Source organism: Prevotella sp. KH2C16 (genome assembly GCF_900113305.1).
Lineage (GTDB): Bacteria > Bacteroidota > Bacteroidia > Bacteroidales > Bacteroidaceae > Prevotella.
In genome coordinates this window covers 14,340-34,357 of the sequence record NZ_FOOW01000024.1, presented here as the reverse complement: position 1 = coordinate 34,357, position 20,018 = coordinate 14,340, and the positions used below count along the sequence as shown (strand labels likewise).

Sequence of the window (20,018 nt, the reverse complement as noted above, 5' to 3'; positions counted from 1 at the left end):
ACCTGACGGCTTTCTGTGAAACCATTAGGCTTAAGGTCATGCCACTCTTCTTCACGAGCGTCATTCTCGTCAAGATAGATATGGAGAAGGACACGCTCATCACTAGTCTCTTCAATAATGCCTGTGTGGTCTTCACGAACGTCTGTCACGTCAAAGAACTCAAGTATACCTTTGGGAAGAAGGTAACTGGCCAGAATCTTGTAATCAAATGCTGTTTGCTTACTCATGGGTGCAAAGTTAATGCATCTCATGAACTTTTAAGCATCAAACAAGAAAATATCGGCCTATACTACAAAATTATGCCACGGATATTTGCAACTGTGCCGATTTTTCCCATTGATACCCTTATCAACTATAGCTTGGGTCAAAAAAGGAAATAATAATTGGATAGCACTCGCAATAAAAAGAGCAAATAGTAATTTAACGAAAGCCACTCTTTGCTGTTTGAGATAGGTCCAGAGAAAACGAAGATTATTTCTATTTGGCGTAACTTCTATATTGCTTTTTCCAAAATGTTCTGTCGGTCTTAAGGACATCACTATACCTGAAGGATTTCCACCTCGATCGATTCCATTTAACCAATGTTCATTAAACTCTGACCATGTATATGACAATCGCCCTAAGCCTGGGTCTGCAACATAGATTCTTTTATTATCACATTTATATACGACAATAAAGTGCTTTTGATCCCAATAAACTATGCATGGGAAGAATTCACCCTTTGAGAAAAGCTGGGGCGTTATCCTCATCACTTGTACTTTCATACCAATAAGCTCTGCAGCTTTTTTGAGGCCAAGCATAGACACACCATTTCTGCCCACAGCAGTTATCTTTCTCAAATACTCCAAGGAATACTCACAACCATAATAACCGACTATCATTTTCAGACAAGCCGGACCACAATCCATAGCATCGAGCTGACGAGTGAATCTCAGTCTTCCCATTGCCTACAGCCTTGACCTCTCTTCGCTGCCGGCACCCGACCCCTTGTAGTTGCTGCGCACGGTGTTGAAGTTATAGGCCACCCTGAACAGCTGTCCCCGGATGCCATTGTTGCCGTAGCCGAGTTCCGACACCTGGCGGAGCCTCATCCGGGTCTTGTCAGAGCTTGTGTTGAACAGGTCGGTGCCGGAGAGGGTTACCTGCCAATGCCCCTTGCAGAACGACTTCGACAGGTTGAAGTCTGCCAGGAACTGCTGGTGGCGCACATAGAGATTGTCGCCCGACAGCGTGCTGTAGGAGAGGTTCAGGAAGAGCGTGAAGTCCTTCGGCAGGGTGAGCATGTTCTTCCACTTCAGCGAGAACAGGGGCTTGTGATAGTCTATGCCGTCATAGGACAGGAACTGCTGGCTGTAGTTCAGCTCCCACGACGGCTTCCAGCGGCCGATGTTGCAGTCATAGGAGACGCCCACGGCCAGGCTCTGGTATCTGCGCAGGTTGACCATGCGGAGCAGCAGCACGGAGTCGGCCGTCTGCGAGGGCTCATACACCGAGATGATCCGGTTGCGGATGTTGCGGTAAGTGGCGATGAGGCGCAGCCTGTTCCACGACGCCAGATAAGTGAGCTTATGGATGAAGGAGCCCTTCAGCGTGGGGTTGCCTACGCTGTAGACATAGCTGGACACGAAGGCGGTGCTGTTGCTCAGCTGGTTGTAAGACGGCTGCGTAACGCTGTAGGCATAAGACAGCGATGTATTGAACCGACCCTTGTGATAGCCCATGGTGAGGGTAGGATAGAGCCGGGTGTAGTCCGAGCTCGCCCCGTCGTCGTATCCGTTCTTCCCGTAATAGTTCAGGTTGACATGCTCCAGGCGCAGGCCCGCGTTGAAGGAGAAGTCCTTCAGCTTGAAGAAGCAGTCCATGAAGGCCGCGTAACTGTTCTGCCCCGTAGAATAGGCACTCGAGCTCATCTCCGTCTGCATATTCCCGCCCACGGTGTTCTCACGCCCTATCTTGGTATGGGAGACCTCGGCGCCTACCTGGGTGTCGGACTTCCACAGCGGAAATCCATACACCACCTTGCCCGCGTAGAGCCACGAGTTGAAGTGGTTGTCCTCGGTCAACCGGGAGGGCGCGCCCTGCGAGACATCGAAGTCATGGCCGGTGCCGTACAGCCCGTTGAAATGGGTGAAGCTGAAGTCGGCCTGCAGAAACTTGCGCCCGGGCATCTCATGCCGGTAATAGGCGTCGAGCTGGTGATAGTTCTGCCGCATGCGGTTCACATCGCTCCAGCTCTGGCGCATCGTCTGCACCTGGCCTGCCGTAGCAACCATGTCCGTCGAGAAGCGGCTCATCGTCTGCACGGGGTGGAGCATGTAGGTGTACTCCGCCCCTATCCGCCGGTTGCGGGGCAAGATGTAGTTGAACCCGAGGCCGCCCAGCCACTGGTCGTAGCGCTGCTCCCCGCGGAGTAGCGCTCCACCGTGCGATTGCCATAGCTCAGGATGCTGTTATAGTAACCTTTTTCCTGAGGCCTGTCATAAGACAGGTCGCCGAAGATGTCGAGGTTGTTCTTCCTATAGTTCAGGTGCGCATAGTCTCTGTAGCTCACGCGGCGCTTGAAGCCGAGCTGCCCGATCATCGTGCCGCTCCAGCCCTCTCCCGGCTTCCGGATGGTGGAAACGCGGATCACGGCCTCCGTATTGGCCGGATACTCGGCTCCGGGATTCATCACCACCTCTATCTTGCTGATGCCGGAGGAGGTGAGCTGCTTGAGCTCCTCCGCGTTCCTCACCCGCCTGTTGTCCACATAGTAGAGGGGCTCCCCCTTGCCGAATATACTAATCCGGCCTCCGTCTTCGGAGAGGAAGGGCAGCTGGCGCAGGACATCGTTCAGCATCCCCGCCTTCGACAAGGGCGTATTCACGATGTTGGCCGTGAAGCCACGGGCGTTGTAGTTTATCATGTCGGCCGTTACCGTAACCCCCTTCAGTTCCTGCACCTCTGCCCGGAGGGCTATCCTGCCCAGGCTGCCCGCCGAATCTACGGGCACGGAGACCCCCTTGTAGCCGAGATAGCTTATCTTCAGGATGCCGGGCGCGGAGACTCCTCCCAGGGAAAAGCTGCCGTCCTCCGATGTCTTCCCGCCCTTGACAAAGGCGGTATCGGGTAATGAATAGTAGGCTATGTTGGCGTAAGGCAACGGCGCCTGTCCCTCAGCGTCGCACACGACGCCGCTCACCTCCTGCCCGAGAAGCGGGACGGACAGGGAGAGAAGCATCCCCATCACGAATAAAAACCTTGGTTTCATGCCTTTCATGTTCATTTGCCTGTCAGAGAGGTGCCCATCCATCGATAGCCCAAACATCCACGGCATCGCGCCCCTTGTTCTTTTTTTTTTACAAAAATAAGTGTTTCCCATATTCGTTGTCATTCTCCGCACAAATAATTATCATATTTTAACACGGGGGACGATGCCTTGTCTTCCCGCCGGGGACTGTGTGGACAGGGCATGGGGAGGCAAGAGCGCAGGGAAGCCTCCCTGCCCGCCCGCTGAAGGAGAGGACAGCCCCCGCCAAGGGGATATTCCCTCACCCAAGGAGCGAGGTCGCCGACCGGGAAAGTAAAAGGCCGTTAAAAGCTCGCCTTTTAGCCGCTAAAAGGAAAGTAAAAGGTGGCTAAAAGGAAAGTAAAAGGTGGCCTTTTACTTTAGGGCCTCTACCTACCCCTACGGCCTCCCCCTAACCCCCTCCTGCAGAGGGGGAACACCTCTCCCTGACCCTCCCCGAAGGGACGAGAACTCTCCCTCCCCTTGGGGGAGGGATGGGGAGAGGTGTTACTCCCCTTACTCCTTTACTCCTTTACTCCCTTACCTCATTAATCTTTCTTAACAATTATAGCCGCCCCTAAAGGCGGCAAAACGGGTTGTTTACTTTTGGAATCCGGAGCCCGATGTACTACCTTTGCAATCGATAAAAGCAGCCATGCGAGCGGAGCGCATTCTCCGTAACCTTAAAAACACACAAACAACTATGGCAATCTTGTACAGACTTTATCAGGACAACCGCAGCAACTCGCTCTATCCGGGCAAGTGGTATGCGAAGGCAGTTCACCAGAACATCGTAGGCCTCGACACCGTGGCAGAGCGCATCCAGCGCAACTGCTCGATGAAGAAGAGCGATGTGCTCGCCGTGCTCACCGAAATGGTGGAGGTGATGAAGGACGAACTCCAGAGTTCCAACATCGTGAAGCTCGACGGCTTCGGACAGTTCAAGGTGGGCATCACCACCAAGCCCGCTGCCACCGCAGCCGACTTCAACGCCGCCAAGAATGTGGCCGGCTACCGCGTGAACTTCCTGCCCGCCAGCCACTCGCTGCCCAACGGCGTGAACGAGAAGGGGCACACAAGGCACATCGTGGTGCGCAACATGCTTGACGGCATCACCTGCCGTGAGGCTCCGAAGAACACGGTGGACACCTCCAAGCCCGCCGCTCCGGCAGAGGGAGACAACAAGCAGCCCGGAGCATAACCCGAACCTCTCACCGGCCAGCCCCCTAACCTCTCCCCAACCCTCCCCCAAGGGGAGGGGGGAAAGGAAGCTACTGGCTTTTATTCTAACCTCTCTCTAACTCTCCCCAAGGGGAGAGCCCCCCTCGCCTTGGGAGAACCATCGGTCATCGACCGAGTAGTCGCTGTCGGCGCAGCCGGTGCGACGGACAGGCGAGGGATAGGCGAGGGACAGGCGAGGGAGGTAATGACCGGGGAGAGGTTTTACTCCTTAACTCCTTAACTCCTTAACTCCTTAACTCCTTAACTCCTTAATTCACTATGAAAAAAGAAACCTGGAAACTGTTGATTCAAATGCTGATTAGCGTACTCACGGCCATCGCCACCACGCTGGGCGTTACTTCCTGCATGGCTCTCTAAACAGCCATGAGACAAAAGAACACCGACAGGCAGGCTCCCCTCTCACACGGGGAGACCTGCCTGCCTTTTCCTATCCCCCTCATCGGAAGCGACAATGCCTATGATAGAAAAAGCAGATAGCCGCAAGACGCAGAATCCATAGCTAAAGTGAATCCCGGAAGAAAAAGAGGACTATCTTTGTATAAATCTATTCACTTATTACTAATATTAAAAAAAACAGGATTATGTCAATAGTAACCATTTCCATTTTAGCCGTCATCGCTCTGGCCGCAGTACTGGTATGCAAGTCTGACCAGATACGGCAGTTCAAGACAAAGGCGGAAGGAACCAACAGAAAGACCGAGGGCACGGGCGACGAAACACCGGCTACGCTAAAGCTGCGCCCAGAAGAAGGATTTCTGCCTACCGCCTTCGTGTGCGGTCCCGGCAAAACCTTTGTCGTAGCCTTCGACGACGAGAGACAGACCCTGGGCTACATGACCAAGCAGGGGCACATCATGGTGAGATACGACGAAATCATAGCCGCACGAATGAAGACCCTGGGCGACAAATCCTCCGACTTCGGAAAGGGACTGGACGGAGATGCCATCGACATCATCCTCATCACCAGCAATGCCGATGTCAAGAATCTGAAAATCAACTGTCTCGACGAGACGATGGTCTTCGTGGACGAGTCGACGGGCGTCATCCAACCTGAGCTGTATGAACATATCTACAGATATGGGCTCGACACGGCAAAACAGATCATGGTAGAAATTGAAAAACGCATCAAACAATAGACAAAGACGACTATGGACTGGCTTTTCAATCTCTTTACCAATCAAGACAGCATCGCCCACATCGCCCTACTCTACGCACTCGTCATAGCCGCCGGCGTGCTACTGGGCAAGCTGAAGGTAGGCGGAATCTCACTAGGCGTAACCTTCGTGCTCTTTGCCGGCATCATCGCCGGGCACGCACACTTCACGGCACCCGTGCCCATCCTGTCTTTCATGCAAGACTTCGGCCTGATACTCTTCGTGTTCTGCATCGGCCTGCAGGTGGGTCCCGGCTTCTTCGAGAGCTTCCGCAAGGGCGGCGTAACACTCAACCTGCTCTCCACGGCCATCATCCTGCTGAACATCGCCGTGATGTTCGGATGCTATTACCTCTTCTTCGATACCGGTAACGCAGACAACCTGCCCATGATGATAGGCACGCTCTACGGCGCCGTTACCAACACCCCGGGACTCGGCGCTGCCGACGAGGCCCTGAACGCCGTGGCGGACAACGCCCCCCAGATAGCCAGCGGCTATGCCTGTGCTTATCCCTTGGGCGTACTGGGCATCATCGGGACAACCATCCTCATCAGGATCATCACCCGCACGCGCCTCCAAGAAGAGGAAGCCATGCTTGAGGGCGACGAGGAGCAGAATGCTCACGAGAAGCCACACCTGATGACCCTGAAAGTTACCAATGCGTCGATCGTAGGACACAAGCTGCAGAAGGTTTCGGCAATGATAAATCGCGACTTCGTGTGCACGCGCATCCACCACGACGGCCTGCTGCTCATTCCCAACAAGGACACCCTGCTGAACCTCGGCGACGAGGCACTCATCGTGTGTGCCGAGGCCGACGCCGAGGCCGTGAGGGCATTCATCGGCCCCGAGACAAGCGTGGAATGGAAAGACGACGAGCAACCCGACCAGCCGATGATTTCGCGCCGAATCCTCATAACCAACCCGAGGATAAACGGCAAGACCCTCGTCAAGCTGCGCCTGTCGAGCCTCTACGGCGTGAATGTTACCCGCATTACACGGCAGGGCATGGACCTCTTTGCCGGCAAGAACCATCACTTCCATGTAGGTGATGTCATCATGGTGGTGGGTCATGCCGACAATGTAGAGCGAGTGGCCGACATGATGGGGAACTCCGTCAGGCGGCTGGACGCTCCCAACATCGCCACCATCTTCATCGGCATCATCGTGGGCATTCTTTTCGGAAGCATCCCGTTCCACATCCCGGGCATGCCTGTCCCGCTGAAACTCGGCATCGCGGGCGGCCCGCTCATCATCGCCATCCTCATCGGCAGGTTCGGCCATCGCATGAGACTGGTAACCTATGTATCCAGCTCGGCCAACATGATGCTGCGTGAAGTGGGGCTGGCACTCTTCCTGGCCTCGGTGGGCATCAAGGCAGGAGCGGGGTTCTGGGACACCATAACGGCCGGCGACGGCCTGAAGTATGTAGGCTGCGGCTTCCTCATCACCGTGATTCCCATCCTGATCGTAGGCTGCCTGGCTCGCCTGAAGTTCCACCTCAACTACTTCACGCTGGCAGGCATGATTGCCGGCACCTATACCGACCCGCCCGCACTGGCCTTCGCCAACTCCTGCTGCTCCAAGGAGGCTCCGGCCATCGGCTACTCCACGGTCTATCCCCTGAGCATGTTCCTCCGGATCTTCACCGCACAGCTCATCGTAATCTCCTGCTGTGGAGGTTAGGAGAAGCGGCGGGAGGCTCCGCCCGAAACGACAAATGGCCCTGCACGCAGATTTGCGTGCAGGGCCATTTGCTTCTCCTCACGACACGAAAACCTAACCATTGCGTCCCGCGAGCCCGCTCAGCGAAAATCTCATGAGTGCCGTTGACTGACTCAGCATCCTCACGAACTCCTGTGCCGACTTCTTGAAATAAGCCCCCCGAAGCAGATGTATACAGCCGTCCATGGCGGTGGCCTCGGCAATGGGGACGGCCTTCAGATCGGTCTCATAGAGCACGGTCGACTCTGCCAGCACGCTGATGCAACTGGTGCGCCGGAGCAGCTTGAAGATGATGCTCACCGTGTTGACCTCCACCTTTACCCTGAACTCCAGTCCGCTCCCCCCCGCCAGACAGTCGAACGCACAGCGGGCCTGAAGCCCCCGGGCAGGAAGCACCAGACCGTATCGCCCAAGGTCGGCAAGCCTGACCGAACGCTTCTCCGCCAGCGGGTGGCCGTCTCTGACGATGGCTGCCAGCCGGTTGCTGAAGATAAGGCGGCTCTCCAGTTCCTTGTCGGCCTTGATGGGACGGAAGGCAAGCACGAAGTCGAGTTCATGACGCTTCAGCATCCGCAGCAGTTCCTCCATGGTGTCATAACAGATGTTGAGCTTCACGCCGGGATACTCCTTCATGAAGTCGATGAGCGTCTCCGACATGATGGTGCTGAATGAATAGGTAACGCCGATGTTCAGTTCGCCCGTCAACAGTTGCTTCAGGTCGTCGATGTGATTCTTGCAGGAGTCGGCGGCATTGATCACCTTCCGGGCATGGGGCAGCAGCGCCCTGCCCGCCTCGGTGAGCCTCACCTCATGGCTGTTGCGCTCAAAGAGCGGCAGCCCTATCTCCTGCTCCAGCCGGCCTATCTGCTGCGAGAGAGTGCTTTGGGTGATGAAGAGCTTCCGTCCGGCAGCCGAGAAATTCAAGGCCTCGGCCACGCTCAAAAAGTATTTGAGTTGCCTTATTTCCATAGTTCAGATATTTACCGCAAAGATAATCATAATTATCGGATTTCACGACTACTCGCCGCATATATTTCCCTTTTCGGCAGGAATCGGCCAGGTTCCGCATGCCTCCGTCAAGCCGCAGCCTCACCGGGGCGTGATTCCGCAGGTTGCAGGCCGCCAGGAGGCTGATCGTCAAGAACGGTTGCAAAGGTATGAGTAGCCTGCTATCCCTGCAATATCCACTTTCCATGAAGTTGCCTTCCGCCCCACGCAGACAGACACCCCTGTCATGGGAAAGACACAAAAAAAAGATTGCGGCACATTCCCCCGCAAAGGGGAAACATGCCGCAATCCTCAGAAAAGCTCCGCCTTGCCGGCCGCGGCCGGCAAGGATTGGATGGGTCAGTCATCCCAGATTGAATGCTCCGACGGCTCGTCGTCCGCGAGCCCAGGCTTGGCGTCCGACTCCTCGGGAGTGGTGCCGCCGGAGACAGGAATCTGAAAACCCTGCATGATCTCGTCGGTCTTTGCGTCTACGACCTCTGCCGTCGGCGCGCTATAAGTCTTTTTCATTTCTTTTATATTTATATACTGATTACTTGATGACAACTTTCTTTCCGTTGCGGATATACACGCCCTTCTGCGGATGCTCCACGCGCACGCCGTCGAGGTTGTAGTAAGGGGCGTCATCCCGGCCCTGCTCCTCCGTCTGAGGCAGGGCGATGCCCGTGGCCTCGCCGCCGTCGGAGAAGAGGAATGCCGTCTTGGCTGAAACCTGCCAGCTTGCGGGCAGCGCCATGAAGGCCTTGTTATAGGAAAGGATGCCGGCCCGCGTATACTTGCGGAACTTGCCGTCCCTGAGTCCGTAGGTGGTAAGGGCTGTGCCGTCTATGGTCTCCGTCGGCTCCACATAGAACAATGTATCTGCTTCCCTTATGGTCAAAGTGTGGCAAAGGTAAGCAATGTTTTTCAAATTACCAAACAAAATGCAAAAGAAACATACAAAATGCCACGGAAAGCCATCTTGGGAAAAAACAGGAAGAAAGTAAAAGGCCGCTGAAAGCACGGCTCCTAACGGCTAAAAGCGCGGCTTCTAACGGCCTTTTACGATCCTTCTAACGGCCTTTTACAAAAAGACAGATGCCTCTTCTGAAGGAGAGAAAGATGGAGGAATAACGCCTCTCTCCCCTACCCTTTCCCCAAAAGAGGAGCTGACTCTCCCTCGAGCGAGGGCGAGCTGACGGTGATCCACATGGATTCCCCCGCGCCCTCAAGGAGCCGCATCAGGCGGCGGAAGGCCTCACAGGAGAACACGAGGCAGGAGCCTGCGCTCGCGGTGCCCACGAGGATGCAGCCCCGCGTGTCGAGCTCGGTGTTGCCGGTGTGGATGAGGATGCCCTTGAAGCCGGGCACGCCGACCAGCGTGGGGAGCCACCGTCTGAACCTTCGGCTCCGGGCTATCACGAGAGGATAGCGGCCTTCGGGAATGGCGGTGCGCCCGGCCACCTTATGCGCTCCGCCGGCGAGGTCGCGACGCGTGGGCTCGAGGGTGTCGCAGAGGAAGTGCCTTTCCGCCGATTCCCCTGCAAGGGGTGATACTCCCTCCTTGTGGGAGAGGCGTGTGGAGGCGTCGTTCAACAGATAGAGCCGGCCGAATGTCTTGTCGGCCATGAAATGGGTTCGTGTCAATAATAGTTCCATAACTTCATTCTTTTTAGTGCCCTCCCCGGCTCTTCCCCGCAAGGAGGGAGGCCGGGGGAAGGGCGGTTTTTATTTTTCCAGTATCTTTCTCAGTTCCTTATGGGCCGGCCAGGGCATGAGCCTGACGAGGGCGGCGATGAACCAGGCCGTGCGGCGCACATGGCGGGCATAACTTGGAGCCTCCGGCCAGAGGCCAGAGGCGAGCAGGCGGTGCACTCCCGCCCACACCATGACCACCTCCTCCGTCGGCAGGCGGTCGAGCTCGTGCTTCACCACACGCATGCCCGCGTCGCCCACCACGGCCTCGGCCACGGCTGCGGCAAACGCCGCGCGGGCAAGCATCTCTCGGGTAATCTGAATCTTTTCCATACTTCGTTGTCTTAACATGATTATTTTAAAAAACACTCTCAATTGCAAGCAGGTCCCGGGAGCCGGCTTCCCGTTTTCCTGTGGCAAAGATACGCCCCGCCTCCATCCTCTGCCATGGTTGTGGCCAGAGCAGAGGGTGTGGTAAAAAAAAGAGCCCGCAGGGAGGAGGAAGCCCTCTCCCCTTTGGGAAGACTAAGAAAAAGATGTCGGCAAAAGGTAACCGAAAGGAGGATAGAAGGCGGCTCGCCCAGAGGCATCCGCTCTCCGCGGGCATCCCTAAGGGCCGAATCGTGAAAGGCCCGCGGCTTTTAGTAGCCGATTTGAACCCAATTCCTCCGAATATGTCAGCAAAGAAAAGCTCCTCCCCCGGCAGACCGGGAGAGGAGCTTATGGAATATTCTGTGTCGGCTTACTTTGCCGGAATCTCCTCAAGAGCCTGCTTGAGCAGGTTCCAGAAAGGCTCTACGGACGCGATTTCGCAGCGCTCCGTGGTGGTGTGGGGGCTCCGGATGGTGGGGCCGAGGCTCACGACATCCATGCCGGGATACTTCCCGAGGATGATGGAGCACTCCAGTCCGGCGTGGTCTACCTGCACGATGCCCTCCGTGCCGTTCTGCTCCTTGTAGATTTTCTTCAGCAGGTTGAGGATCTCGCTGTCGGGATTCGGGTCCCAGCCGCCGTAGCTTCCGCTGGTAACGGTCTTCATCCCGGCCATGTTGAGGCAGCTCGCAATGGTCTCGACGATGTATTCCTTCATGTCCTCACGGCTTGAGCGGGCCAGGATCTTGAAGGCTGCCTTGCCGCCTTCGATGTCGATGATGGCGAGGTTAGACGAGGTTTCCACTACCTCCGGGTAAACGGGAATCTGGCGCACCACGCCGTCGTGGCAGGCATAGATGGCGTCGATGAGGTTGTCCTGAATCTCAACGGGGACGAGCGTGGCGGGCTTTGCCACCTCTTCGGCGAAGAACTCGATGTTCTTCTCGATGGTCTTGAACTCGTCCTCGAGAAGCACCTTGCAGTCGGCCACGAGCTTCTTCACCGGCTCCACCTCGCCCTGGGGCAGGGCAATCACCACCTCGGCCTTGAACGGGATGGCATTGCGCATGTTGCCGCCGTGCCAGGTGGCCAGACGGGCACCGTGCTCCGCCACAGCCTTGCGCACGAAGCGCACCATCTGCTTGTTGGCGTTGGCGCGACCCTCGTTGATCTCCAGCCCGGAGTGTCCTCCCCGCAGGCCCTTCAGGGTAACCTTCAGGGCGGCCTCGCGGTCGTTGGCCACTTCCTGGTATCCCAGCTCGCTGTTGATGTCGATGCCGCCCGCGCTGCCGATGACGAACTTACCCCAGGTCTCGGAGTCAAGGTTCATGAGGATGTCGCCGTGCAGCACATCGGCCGGGAGGTCGTTGGCACCGAACATGCCGGTCTCCTCGTCGCGGGTAATCAGTCCCTCCACGGGTCCGTGCTTCAGGTCCTTGGCCTCCATCACGGCCATGATCGCGGCTACGCCGAGGCCGTCGTCGGCACCGAGGGTCGTGCCCTTGGCGTGCACCCATCCGTCCTCGATGTAGGTCTCAATGGGGTCTTTCTCGAAGTCGTGCGTGCTCTCGGGCGACTTCTGGGGCACCATGTCCATGTGCGCCTGGAGGACAACTGCCTTGCGGTTCTCCATTCCCGGCGTGGCGGGCTTCCGCATGATGATGTTGCCGCCGCTGTCCTTTACGGCCTCTACGCCCGCCTCCCTGGCGAAGTCGAGCAGGAACTGCTGTACTTTTTCCAGATGCCCCGAGGGCCGTGGAACTTGTGTCAGTGCGTGGAAGTTCTTCCAGATGCACGCAGGATTCAGATTTTTCATTTCGTCCATAGCTTGTTGTTTTAATGGGAAGAGCCAAGGGGTCTGTCCCTTTCCTCTTCCCAGGTTAATATCTATCTTGATTTTCCGTATCTTCAGCGGTGGCGACGCTTTCCCTTCTCCGGGTGAAGGAGAGGGCTGTCCAGGCATAGATGCCGAGCACGGCCACGAGCAGCGTCTGCACCGAGTGCACGATGAGCACGAAGTAGAGGGCGTCGGTGTCGGCCACGCCGTATAGGATGAGCATGGTCTTCACCGCGAAATGCCAGGGCCCCATGCCGTTGGGCGTCGGCACGATGACGGCTATCGAGCCCACGATAAAGGTTACCAGGGCGCACGAGAGGCCGAGGCCGGCGGTGGCGTCGAAGCAGAAGAAGGTGAGGTAATAGTGCAGGAAGTAGCTGCCCCAGATGGCCAGCGTGAAGCCGACGAACAGCGGGGCGTTGCGCACTTTCCCCACCGAGAGGATGCCCTGCCATATCCCGTTGAGGGTGGCTTTCACCTTATTATATAAGGAGAGACGGCGCATCAGGTAGGCCACGAGTATCGCCGCGGCCAGCGCGCATATGCCCGTAACGAGCCATCCCGCCATGGAGAAGCCGCGCACGATGCCCTCGAGCGAGGTTCCCGTCTGGTCGAAGAAGTTGTTGAACACCCTGATCTGGAAGATGAACACCGCCACCGTGATGAGCATCACCAGCAGCGAGTCGATGGCGCGCTCGGTAACCACCGTGCCCAGGGCCTTGGAAAACGACACCCCGTCGTATCGCCGCAGCACGCCGCAGCGGGTGAACTCCCCGATGCGGGGCACGATCAGGCTGGCCGCATACGACAGGAAGACGGCGTTCAGGCTCACATGGGCACGCGGATGCTCGCCCAGCGGCTCCAGGGTCTGCCGCCACCGCCAGCCGCGGAACATCTGCGCGAGGATGCCGAAGGGGAAGGAGAGCAGCATCCAGGTCCAGTCCATCTCGTGCAGGAGCACCCGCTCCATCCGCCGGAAGTCGAACCCGCGATACATCCAATAGAGAATCGCGCCCCCCAGCAGCAGCGAGAAAGCTATCTTCAGGACATTGTTGCCTATGTTTTTCGATATTTCCATCTTCGTTGCAAAAATAATGGAATTCGGCGGAAATACAAAATAAAAGGGGCTTTAATTTATCCGCTTCGTTGATTTGGGTCAACAAAAGGCCGGGAAAATGCGATTCACGGTCAAATTGTTTGCGCACACAGAAATTGTGTATTACCTTTGCAAACGAAAAGAAAGAGAGTTAATGGATAACGGAGCAAACACCGGCGGCGGCAAGCCGCAACGCCCTTCGGGGCATCGCTCATCGCTCCACATTCGAAAAAAGGATAACAATTTTTAAAAGAAAGGAAAGATTATGGTATTACTAATGTCATTTTTCGTCGTAGCAGTAATGATTGCACAGGCCATTCGTGTCAACGGCGACTTAAACATGGGACGGTAGTCCATCCCATCTTTATCAGGAAAAGATTTTAAACTTAAATAGCGTGGCGGGTTGATTTTGTCAACCCGCCACTTTCTTTTTCTCGATTATTATGCTTATCTTTGCGGCATCAACCGCAACGAATATGAGACAGGTAAAGCCAAAGAAGAACCTCGGCCAGCACTTCCTGACCGACCTCGACATAGCCCGGCGCATCGCCGACACCGTAGACGCGTGCCCCGGCATCCCCGTGCTGGAGATAGGCCCGGGCATGGGAGTCCTCACCCAGTATCTCGTGCAGAAGCCCCGGGAGGTGAAGGCGGTGGAGATCGACGCCGAGAGCGTCCGCTATCTGCACGAGCACTTCCCCACCCTGCGCGACCGCATCATCGGCGACGACTTCCTCCGGATGAACCTGGCGGAGGTGTTCGACGGCCGTCCCTTCGTGCTCACGGGCAACTACCCCTACGACATCAGCTCGCAGATATTCTTCAAGATGCTCGACTTCAAGAACCTCATTCCCTGCTGCACGGGCATGATACAGCGCGAGGTGGCCCTGCGCATGGCCTCCGCGCCGGGCAACAGGGACTACGGCATCCTCTCCGTGCTGATACAGGCGTGGTATGAGGTGGAATATCTCTTCACCGTCGACGAGGGCGTATTCAACCCGCCGCCCAAGGTGAAGAGCGCCGTCATCCGCATGACGCGCAACGGCGTTACCGACCTCGGCTGCGACGAGAAGCTCTTCAAGCGGGTGGTGAAGACGGCGTTCAACCAGCGCCGCAAGATGCTCCGGGTGTCGCTGCGGCAGCTCTTCGCCGGGCGGCAGCCCGCCCCCGAGTTCTATCAGCAGGACGGCATGACGCGCCGCCCGGAACAACTCTCCGTGGCGGAGTTCGTCGGCCTCACCAACATCATTGACGCCGAACTCAAACGACTTTCGCAATGAAGTGGAAGCGCATCATCCTGCTCGTAGCAATCGTGCTGCTGGTCGGCCTACCGGTGGAAATCTTCTACAAGGCCTGCATCGACGACGGACACTTCGAATACGACCTCGAGCGGCAGGCCTTTGTCAGCCGCAGCGGCTGGGATGCCGTGGGACTGGGCCTGTATCTGTCCAACTGCGACTCCCTGGAAGACAGCTATCTTATCCAGCGGAAAGACGACGCCCACGCCTCCCATCCCCTGCTCCGGCTGGATTCCCTCCCGCCCGACTACACCGTGAGCTGCATGGGCGTGTTCGGACAGGAGGCATCGCTCCTGGAAGACCGCATCCGCCGCACGCGGCGCATCACCCTGCTGCCCGACTCCCGGTATGAGCTTGTCAGGTCGAGGGGCTGCAGGGCCTCGGCTTATATCTATGTGCGCACCGACGCCCGGGGACGGGTGGTAGAGGCATCGGAAGCCACGATGAGCCGAGATTCCTCGTGCTGCCCATAGTGCCGGCGGCTCCCCCTTGCCGGCCTTGCTGCCCCCTGAAACCCCGAAGGCCGTCGGCCGCCTGGCAAAATCGGCGAGATCGTCCTACAAAATCGCCGATTTTGTCCCATGATTTCGCCGATTTTGTCAACCTGAAGGCGGCTTCCGACAATCCGCACGGGCGTTTCCGGTCGGAAAAACGACCGCCCGCATAGAAAACTGCACTATCCTTTTGTCCTTTCAATAGTTTTTCTTATTTTTGCCCATGATATGGAAACGAAGGAAGAAAAATACCGATTGCTCTGCGCCCAGGTAAGGAGCCTGGTGACCGGAGAGAAGAATCTCGTGGGCGCGCTGTCGAATGTGTCGGCGGCGATGCACGCTGCCTTTCCCGAAACCTACTGGTGGGCGGGGTTCTACCTCGTGCGCGGGGACGAACTGCAGTTAGGCCCCTTCCAGGGTCCCGTGGCCTGCATGACCATCCGCAGGGGCAAGGGCGTGTGCGGCACGGCGTGGGAACGGAACGAGACCCTCGTCGTGGCCGATGTGGATCAGTTTCCCGGGCACATCGCCTGCTCGTCGGAGAGCCGCTCGGAAATCGTCGTCCCGATTCGCGGCGACGGCGGCGAGGTGGTGGCGGAGATAGATGTCGACAGCCGTGAGCTGGCCGCCTTCGACGAGGTGGACAGGCTCTATCTCGAAAATATTTCAAAAATTTTGTCCGCGGAGTTGGCGTTTTGAGAAATAATACCTAAATTTGTAGACAGAGAATAAACAAATACTACGAAGATATGTTAGATGTAAAAGCAACATTGAAAGAGGCCGAAGACCGCATGGAGATGGCGGCGATGTATCTCGAAGAGTCGCTGGCGCACATCCGTGCGGGGCGCGCCAATGTGGCGCTGCTCGACGGCGTGAAGGTGAACTCCTACGGCTCGATGGTTCCGCTGAACCAGGTGGCCACGGTGTCGGTGCCCGACGCCCGCACCATCGCCATCCGCCCGTGGGACAAGAAGGCCATCCGCGACATCGAGAAGGGCATCATGGACAGCGACCTCGGCATCACCCCGGAGAACAACGGGGAAGTGATTCGCCTGACGCTGCCGCAGCCCACGGGCGAGCGTCGCCAGGAACTGGTGAAGCAATGCAACAAGATCGGCGAGAAGACCAAGGTGGAGGTGCGCAATGTGCGCGGCGAAATCAAGGACAAACTGAAGAAGGCCATCAAGGACGGGCTGTCTGAAGACCTGGAGAAAGACGCCGAGAACGACCTGCAGAAGCTGCACGACAAGTTTATCAAGAAGGTAGACACGCTGCTCGAAGCCAAGCAGAAGGAGATCATGACGGTATAAGCCACCGCTCCCCGGCCTTGCTCCCACGGGGGCAGAGCCGGGGAATATTGTGTCTATGAAGGGCTTAGTCATCAAGAATACGGGAAGCTGGTACACCGTCAGAACCGACGGCGGACGCATCGTGGAGTCCAAAATCAAGGGCAACTTCCGGCTCAAGGGCATCCGGTCGACCAATCCCGTGGCCGTGGGCGACCATGTGGAAATCGAGGAAAACCAAGAGGGCACGGCGTTCATCACGGCCATTGCCGACCGCCGCAACTACATCATACGCAAGTCGCAGAACCTCTCGAAGCAGAGCCACATCATCGCCGCCAATGTAGACCAGGCCCTGCTGGTGGTAACGGTGAGCCATCCGCAGACCTCCACCACCTTCATCGACCGCTTCCTGGCCTCCGCCGAGGCCTACAGCGTGCCGGTGATTCTCGTCTTCAACAAGACCGACCTGCTCGCTCCCGACGAGCTCCGCTATCAGCAGATGATGGCAGCGCTCTACGAGACGGTGGGCTACCGCTGCCTCCAGGTGTCTGCCAAGCTGGGCACGGGGCTGCCGGAGATTCAGGCGCTGCTGGCTGGCCAGATCACCGTGCTCAGCGGCAACAGCGGCGTGGGGAAGTCTACGCTCATCAACCTCCTCATTCCCGGGGCACAGCTGAAGACCCAGGACATCTCCGACGCGCACGACACGGGCATGCACACCACCACCTTCAGCGAGATGCTGGATGTGCCCGGGGGCGGCTATGTGATAGACACGCCGGGCATCAAGGGCTTCGGCAGCTTCGACATGGAGCCCGGGGAGATAACCAGTTACTTCCGGGAAATCTTCCGTTACTCCAAGGACTGCCGCTTCTCCAACTGCTCCCACACCCACGAGCCGGGGTGCGCGGTGCTCCGGGCGGTGGAGAACCACGAGATCGCGGCGAGCCGCTACCAGTCTTATTTGAGCATGTTGCAGGATAAGGACGAGAACAAATACCGGGAGGCTTTTTAGATGAAGCGGGCGGCTCTCTGGCTCACGGCCTTCAGCACGCTGGCCTTTTGTTCGTGCGGAAAAGGCGAATCGCCGGCCACGGGGAATCCCGACGCGGCGCAACATGCCGCCCGTACGGATTCCGCCCGTCGCCCTGACTCGACGGACATGCAGGGGCTTACGCTCTGGCTCACCGTCGGCGAACGCCCCTCGGGCTTCCTCGCCTCCCTCCTCCATGAAGAAACATGCTCACAGAAGTTTTATTGCGACGCGGCGGGCAGGCCTGCCCGTGCCGTCTACAGCCAGCGGGGATTGCCCGACGAGCAGCTGCGATTCGTCTATACCGACAGTTCCGTCATCATGCGCGAGGGCCGGTCGGGACGCTTTGAGTATCTCCTTCACGACGGACTGATCGTGGCCCGGAGGCCGATTGGCCAAGGTGCCGCGACCCGCTATGCCTATGATGCCGCCCGGCACCTTGTGAGGGCTGGACAGACGGATTATGTCTGGCAGGGAGCGAGGCTGACGGCTATCCAGGCGAAGTCGCCCGACGGCAGCCTGATGATGGAACGGAGGGTGGACTACGACGAGGCAAAGCCGGTGTCGCAGGCCGTCATGGCCGAGCTGTTTGCCCGCGACTGGGGCAAGTGGTGGCTGCTGCCGTTTCTGCTGAAGGGCTGGTTCGGGGAGTTCCCGGTGGATGTTCCCTACAAGATAAGCCATCCAGACGGCCATTTCGACCTGTTTCGCACCACCTTCGACGGCGACGGCCGGCTGACCTCGATACACTCGGTGAGCGACGGGCTCGTCAGGGAGTTCTCTTCCGACTCTTCCTCTTGGTAGGGTCGTTTGCCGCTTGCCGTGCGGATGATAAAAATCCCGGGCCGCGGCGTTGGCATATCCCGGGATTTTCGTAACTTTGCATCCTGAAAAAGAAACATTGTGTTCAGATGAGCAATCAGGTAAAGGGATTCGCGGCGGCCATCGTGGCTGCCGTCTGCTATGGCACCAACCCGCTGGGTGCGCTGCCGCTGTATGCCGGAGGCATCCATTCCGGCTCGGTGCTGTTCTATCGCTACGCCATCGCCCTGGCGATATTCGCGGTGGTGATGCTGGTGCGCGGCGAGCGCTTCGCCATCAGGCCGGGGCATGCCGTGAAGTTCTCATTCCTCGGCGCGGTCTTCGCCTCCTCGTCGATCACCCTCTACCTCAGCTTCCACTATATGGCGGCGGGAGTGGCGTCGACGCTGCTCTTCGTCTATCCGATTATGACCGCCGTGCTGATGACGATGTTCTTCCACGAGCGTGCCACATGGACCACCACGGCGGCAATCCTCCTCGCCGTGGCGGGCGTGGCGTTGCTCTACAGGGGCGACGGAGCCGTCAGGCTGAGCACGGCGGGGTTCGCGCTGGTGATGGCCTCGTCGCTCTCCTATGCAATATACATCGTCTCGATCAACCAGTGGGAGAACGACATGTCGCCCCTGAAGTTCACTTTCTGGGTCATCGTGTTCTGTCTCCTGTCGGTGGTGGCCTACACCTGGCTCTCCGGCGACACGCTCCAGCTGCTGCACACGCCGGCGCAATGGCTCTTCGCCTTCCAGCTCGGACTGCTCCCCACGGTGCTCTCGCTCTTCTTCATGACCATCGGCATCCACCTGATAGGCAGCACGCCGTCGGCCATCATGGGTGCCCTGGAGCCGGTAACGGCCGTGGTCATCGGGGTGGCGGTCTTCCACGAGTCGTTCTCCGTGCGGCTGGCCTGCGGCATCCTGCTGATTCTGAGCGGGGTCATCCTGATTATCTTAAAAGGTAAGAGCAAGGCAAAGGAAAATGCCGCGGCGACCGCAAAGAGCCGCGGCGGCATTCCCGATCATCATAAATTGTGATTTCCGGTTTCTCAGGATTTCCTTGCGAAGACGATAAAACCGAGCAAGGTGGACGCGATGAGGACGGCGGCAAGGGCGTCGACGGCACTTTCCGCCATTGCCGTATGCTTGATAAACCCGTTCAGAAACAGACTGTAAACCAAGCTGAAAAGGGATATTTCCACGGCCAGTATCCGCAGCAGTCTTGCGCTTTTATAGGCGTTGGCCTCCGTTTTCAGGGTCGTGGGCAGGTTCACCCACGACGAGTAGGGATGGTAGGCGCAGAAGAGCAGCAGCCCGGCGACCGCCGCGAGGACGATTGGCTGCGCCAAGTCTCTGGAGAAAACGCCCTGCCGCGCATAGAAAACGCAGCAGAGGACGATTGCGGCGAGGCTGATGAGCCCCGCTATCACCTCGAAGACAGTGCCCTCGAAGGTCCTGTAAACTCTGAATTCTTCCATCATCAGTCGGTTAATCTGTCGCCGGGGCCTCCTCGCCGGCGGACTTCTCCTTTCTCTGTTTAGGCAGCCGGCGGTTCCTGCGCAGCGCCTCGGAGATGATCCACTGCAACTGTCCGTTGGTGCTGCGGAACTCGTCGGCGGCCCATTTCTCTATCGCGTCCATCGTCGCGGAGTCTATGCGGAGGATGAAGCTCTTGGTCGTTGTATCTTTCTTTGCCATGCCTAAAAATGAGGCTCCCCTCCC

General features: G+C 57.7%; 23 protein-coding genes and 1 pseudogene. 11 read left to right on the top strand and 13 right to left on the bottom strand.

The features are described 5' to 3' along the window. The 4 genes and pseudogenes from BM114_RS12170 to BM114_RS12155 form a co-directional block, all read right to left on the bottom strand. Nucleotides 1-227, bottom strand: a pseudogene (locus BM114_RS12170) (DDE transposase); the annotation flags it as partial. A 57-nt stretch (nucleotides 228-284) separates the two neighbouring features. Further along, nucleotides 285-944 (bottom strand): cysteine peptidase family C39 domain-containing protein, encoded by a 660-nt coding sequence (locus BM114_RS12165; protein WP_092113796.1) that lies wholly within the window; start codon nucleotides 942-944, stop codon nucleotides 285-287. 3 nt (nucleotides 945-947) lie between these two features. Then, nucleotides 948-2,354, bottom strand: coding sequence for an outer membrane beta-barrel family protein (locus tag BM114_RS12160; RefSeq protein ID WP_143089334.1), 1,407 nt, complete (start codon nucleotides 2,352-2,354; stop codon nucleotides 948-950). Then, complete coding sequence (locus BM114_RS12155) at nucleotides 2,333-3,250, bottom strand: peptidase associated/transthyretin-like domain-containing protein (RefSeq protein ID WP_177207120.1); 918 nt, start codon at nucleotides 3,248-3,250, stop codon at nucleotides 2,333-2,335. The genes BM114_RS12160 and BM114_RS12155 overlap by 22 nt, the downstream gene beginning before the upstream one ends. Before the next feature lie 721 nt (nucleotides 3,251-3,971). On the opposite strand from BM114_RS12155, the gene BM114_RS12150 reads away from it, so the two are divergent. The 4 genes from BM114_RS12150 (at nucleotide 3,972) to BM114_RS12140 (ending at nucleotide 7,350) form a co-directional block, all read left to right on the top strand. Then, nucleotides 3,972-4,469 (top strand): HU family DNA-binding protein, encoded by a 498-nt coding sequence (locus BM114_RS12150; RefSeq protein ID WP_092113802.1) that lies wholly within the window; start codon nucleotides 3,972-3,974, stop codon nucleotides 4,467-4,469. A gap of 299 nt (nucleotides 4,470-4,768) precedes the next feature. Continuing rightward, nucleotides 4,769-4,867, top strand: a complete 99-nt coding sequence (locus BM114_RS14475) for a smalltalk protein (protein ID WP_177207119.1) — start codon at nucleotides 4,769-4,771, stop codon at nucleotides 4,865-4,867. Nucleotides 4,868-5,091: 224 nt separating this feature from the next. Then, on the top strand, nucleotides 5,092-5,646 hold the full coding sequence (locus BM114_RS12145) for a hypothetical protein (protein WP_092113792.1): 555 nt from the start codon (nucleotides 5,092-5,094) through the stop codon (nucleotides 5,644-5,646). A 12-nt stretch (nucleotides 5,647-5,658) separates the two neighbouring features. After that, nucleotides 5,659-7,350: a putative transporter gene (locus BM114_RS12140; protein WP_092113791.1), complete on the top strand. Its 1,692-nt coding sequence runs from the start codon at nucleotides 5,659-5,661 to the stop codon at nucleotides 7,348-7,350. A gap of 93 nt (nucleotides 7,351-7,443) precedes the next feature. Here BM114_RS12140 and BM114_RS12135 read toward each other — a convergent pair whose 3' ends face one another. The 7 genes from BM114_RS12135 to BM114_RS12110 form a co-directional block, all read right to left on the bottom strand. Beyond that, the gene (locus BM114_RS12135; RefSeq protein ID WP_092113789.1) at nucleotides 7,444-8,358 is read right to left on the bottom strand and encodes a LysR family transcriptional regulator; all 915 of its coding nucleotides are present in this window, start codon (nucleotides 8,356-8,358) and stop codon (nucleotides 7,444-7,446) included. Between the two features lie 378 nt (nucleotides 8,359-8,736). Next, entirely contained in the window at nucleotides 8,737-8,907 is a 171-nt protein-coding gene (locus BM114_RS14470) for a hypothetical protein (RefSeq protein ID WP_177207118.1), read from the bottom strand. Between the two features lie 22 nt (nucleotides 8,908-8,929). Further along, entirely contained in the window at nucleotides 8,930-9,277 is a 348-nt protein-coding gene (locus tag BM114_RS12130) for a hypothetical protein (RefSeq protein WP_143089332.1), read from the bottom strand. A 245-nt stretch (nucleotides 9,278-9,522) separates the two neighbouring features. Next, nucleotides 9,523-10,035, bottom strand: a complete 513-nt coding sequence (locus BM114_RS12125) for a DUF5675 family protein (protein WP_143089331.1) — start codon at nucleotides 10,033-10,035, stop codon at nucleotides 9,523-9,525. Between the two features lie 69 nt (nucleotides 10,036-10,104). Beyond that, the gene (locus tag BM114_RS12120) at nucleotides 10,105-10,404 is read right to left on the bottom strand and encodes a hypothetical protein (protein ID WP_092113784.1); all 300 of its coding nucleotides are present in this window, start codon (nucleotides 10,402-10,404) and stop codon (nucleotides 10,105-10,107) included. 409 nt (nucleotides 10,405-10,813) lie between these two features. Continuing rightward, entirely contained in the window at nucleotides 10,814-12,268 is a 1,455-nt protein-coding gene (locus BM114_RS12115) for an aminoacyl-histidine dipeptidase (protein ID WP_092113782.1), read from the bottom strand. 55 nt (nucleotides 12,269-12,323) lie between these two features. Continuing rightward, nucleotides 12,324-13,358, bottom strand: a complete 1,035-nt coding sequence (locus BM114_RS12110) for a lysylphosphatidylglycerol synthase transmembrane domain-containing protein (RefSeq protein WP_092113780.1) — start codon at nucleotides 13,356-13,358, stop codon at nucleotides 12,324-12,326. A gap of 494 nt (nucleotides 13,359-13,852) precedes the next feature. Here BM114_RS12110 and rsmA point away from each other — a divergent pair, with 494 nt between their 5' ends. From rsmA to BM114_RS12075, 7 genes are all read left to right on the top strand, one after another. After that, the gene (gene rsmA / locus BM114_RS12105; RefSeq protein WP_092113779.1) at nucleotides 13,853-14,656 is read left to right on the top strand and encodes a 16S rRNA (adenine(1518)-N(6)/adenine(1519)-N(6))-dimethyltransferase RsmA; all 804 of its coding nucleotides are present in this window, start codon (nucleotides 13,853-13,855) and stop codon (nucleotides 14,654-14,656) included. Then, nucleotides 14,653-15,147, top strand: a complete 495-nt coding sequence (locus tag BM114_RS12100; protein ID WP_092113777.1) for a hypothetical protein — start codon at nucleotides 14,653-14,655, stop codon at nucleotides 15,145-15,147. Before rsmA ends, BM114_RS12100 begins: the two co-directional genes overlap by 4 nt. Before the next feature lie 354 nt (nucleotides 15,148-15,501). Further along, entirely contained in the window at nucleotides 15,502-15,867 is a 366-nt protein-coding gene (locus BM114_RS12095) for a GAF domain-containing protein (RefSeq protein ID WP_369808427.1), read from the top strand. A gap of 50 nt (nucleotides 15,868-15,917) precedes the next feature. Next, the gene (gene frr, locus BM114_RS12090; protein ID WP_092113773.1) at nucleotides 15,918-16,478 is read left to right on the top strand and encodes a ribosome recycling factor; all 561 of its coding nucleotides are present in this window, start codon (nucleotides 15,918-15,920) and stop codon (nucleotides 16,476-16,478) included. A gap of 55 nt (nucleotides 16,479-16,533) precedes the next feature. Next, a complete protein-coding gene (rsgA, locus tag BM114_RS12085; RefSeq protein WP_092113771.1) occupies nucleotides 16,534-17,466 on the top strand; it encodes a ribosome small subunit-dependent GTPase A in 933 nt (310 codons plus the stop codon). Then, nucleotides 17,467-18,288, top strand: a complete 822-nt coding sequence (locus BM114_RS12080; protein WP_092113770.1) for a hypothetical protein — start codon at nucleotides 17,467-17,469, stop codon at nucleotides 18,286-18,288. 107 nt (nucleotides 18,289-18,395) lie between these two features. Further along, complete coding sequence (locus BM114_RS12075; RefSeq protein WP_092113768.1) at nucleotides 18,396-19,334, top strand: DMT family transporter; 939 nt, start codon at nucleotides 18,396-18,398, stop codon at nucleotides 19,332-19,334. An 11-nt stretch (nucleotides 19,335-19,345) separates the two neighbouring features. Here BM114_RS12075 and BM114_RS12070 read toward each other — a convergent pair whose 3' ends face one another. Beyond that, the gene (locus BM114_RS12070; RefSeq protein ID WP_177207117.1) at nucleotides 19,346-19,774 is read right to left on the bottom strand and encodes a hypothetical protein; all 429 of its coding nucleotides are present in this window, start codon (nucleotides 19,772-19,774) and stop codon (nucleotides 19,346-19,348) included. Nucleotides 19,775-19,784: 10 nt separating this feature from the next. Next, on the bottom strand, nucleotides 19,785-19,994 hold the full coding sequence (locus BM114_RS12065; protein ID WP_092113764.1) for a type II toxin-antitoxin system antitoxin: 210 nt from the start codon (nucleotides 19,992-19,994) through the stop codon (nucleotides 19,785-19,787). Nucleotides 19,995-20,018: the final 24 nt, after the last annotated feature.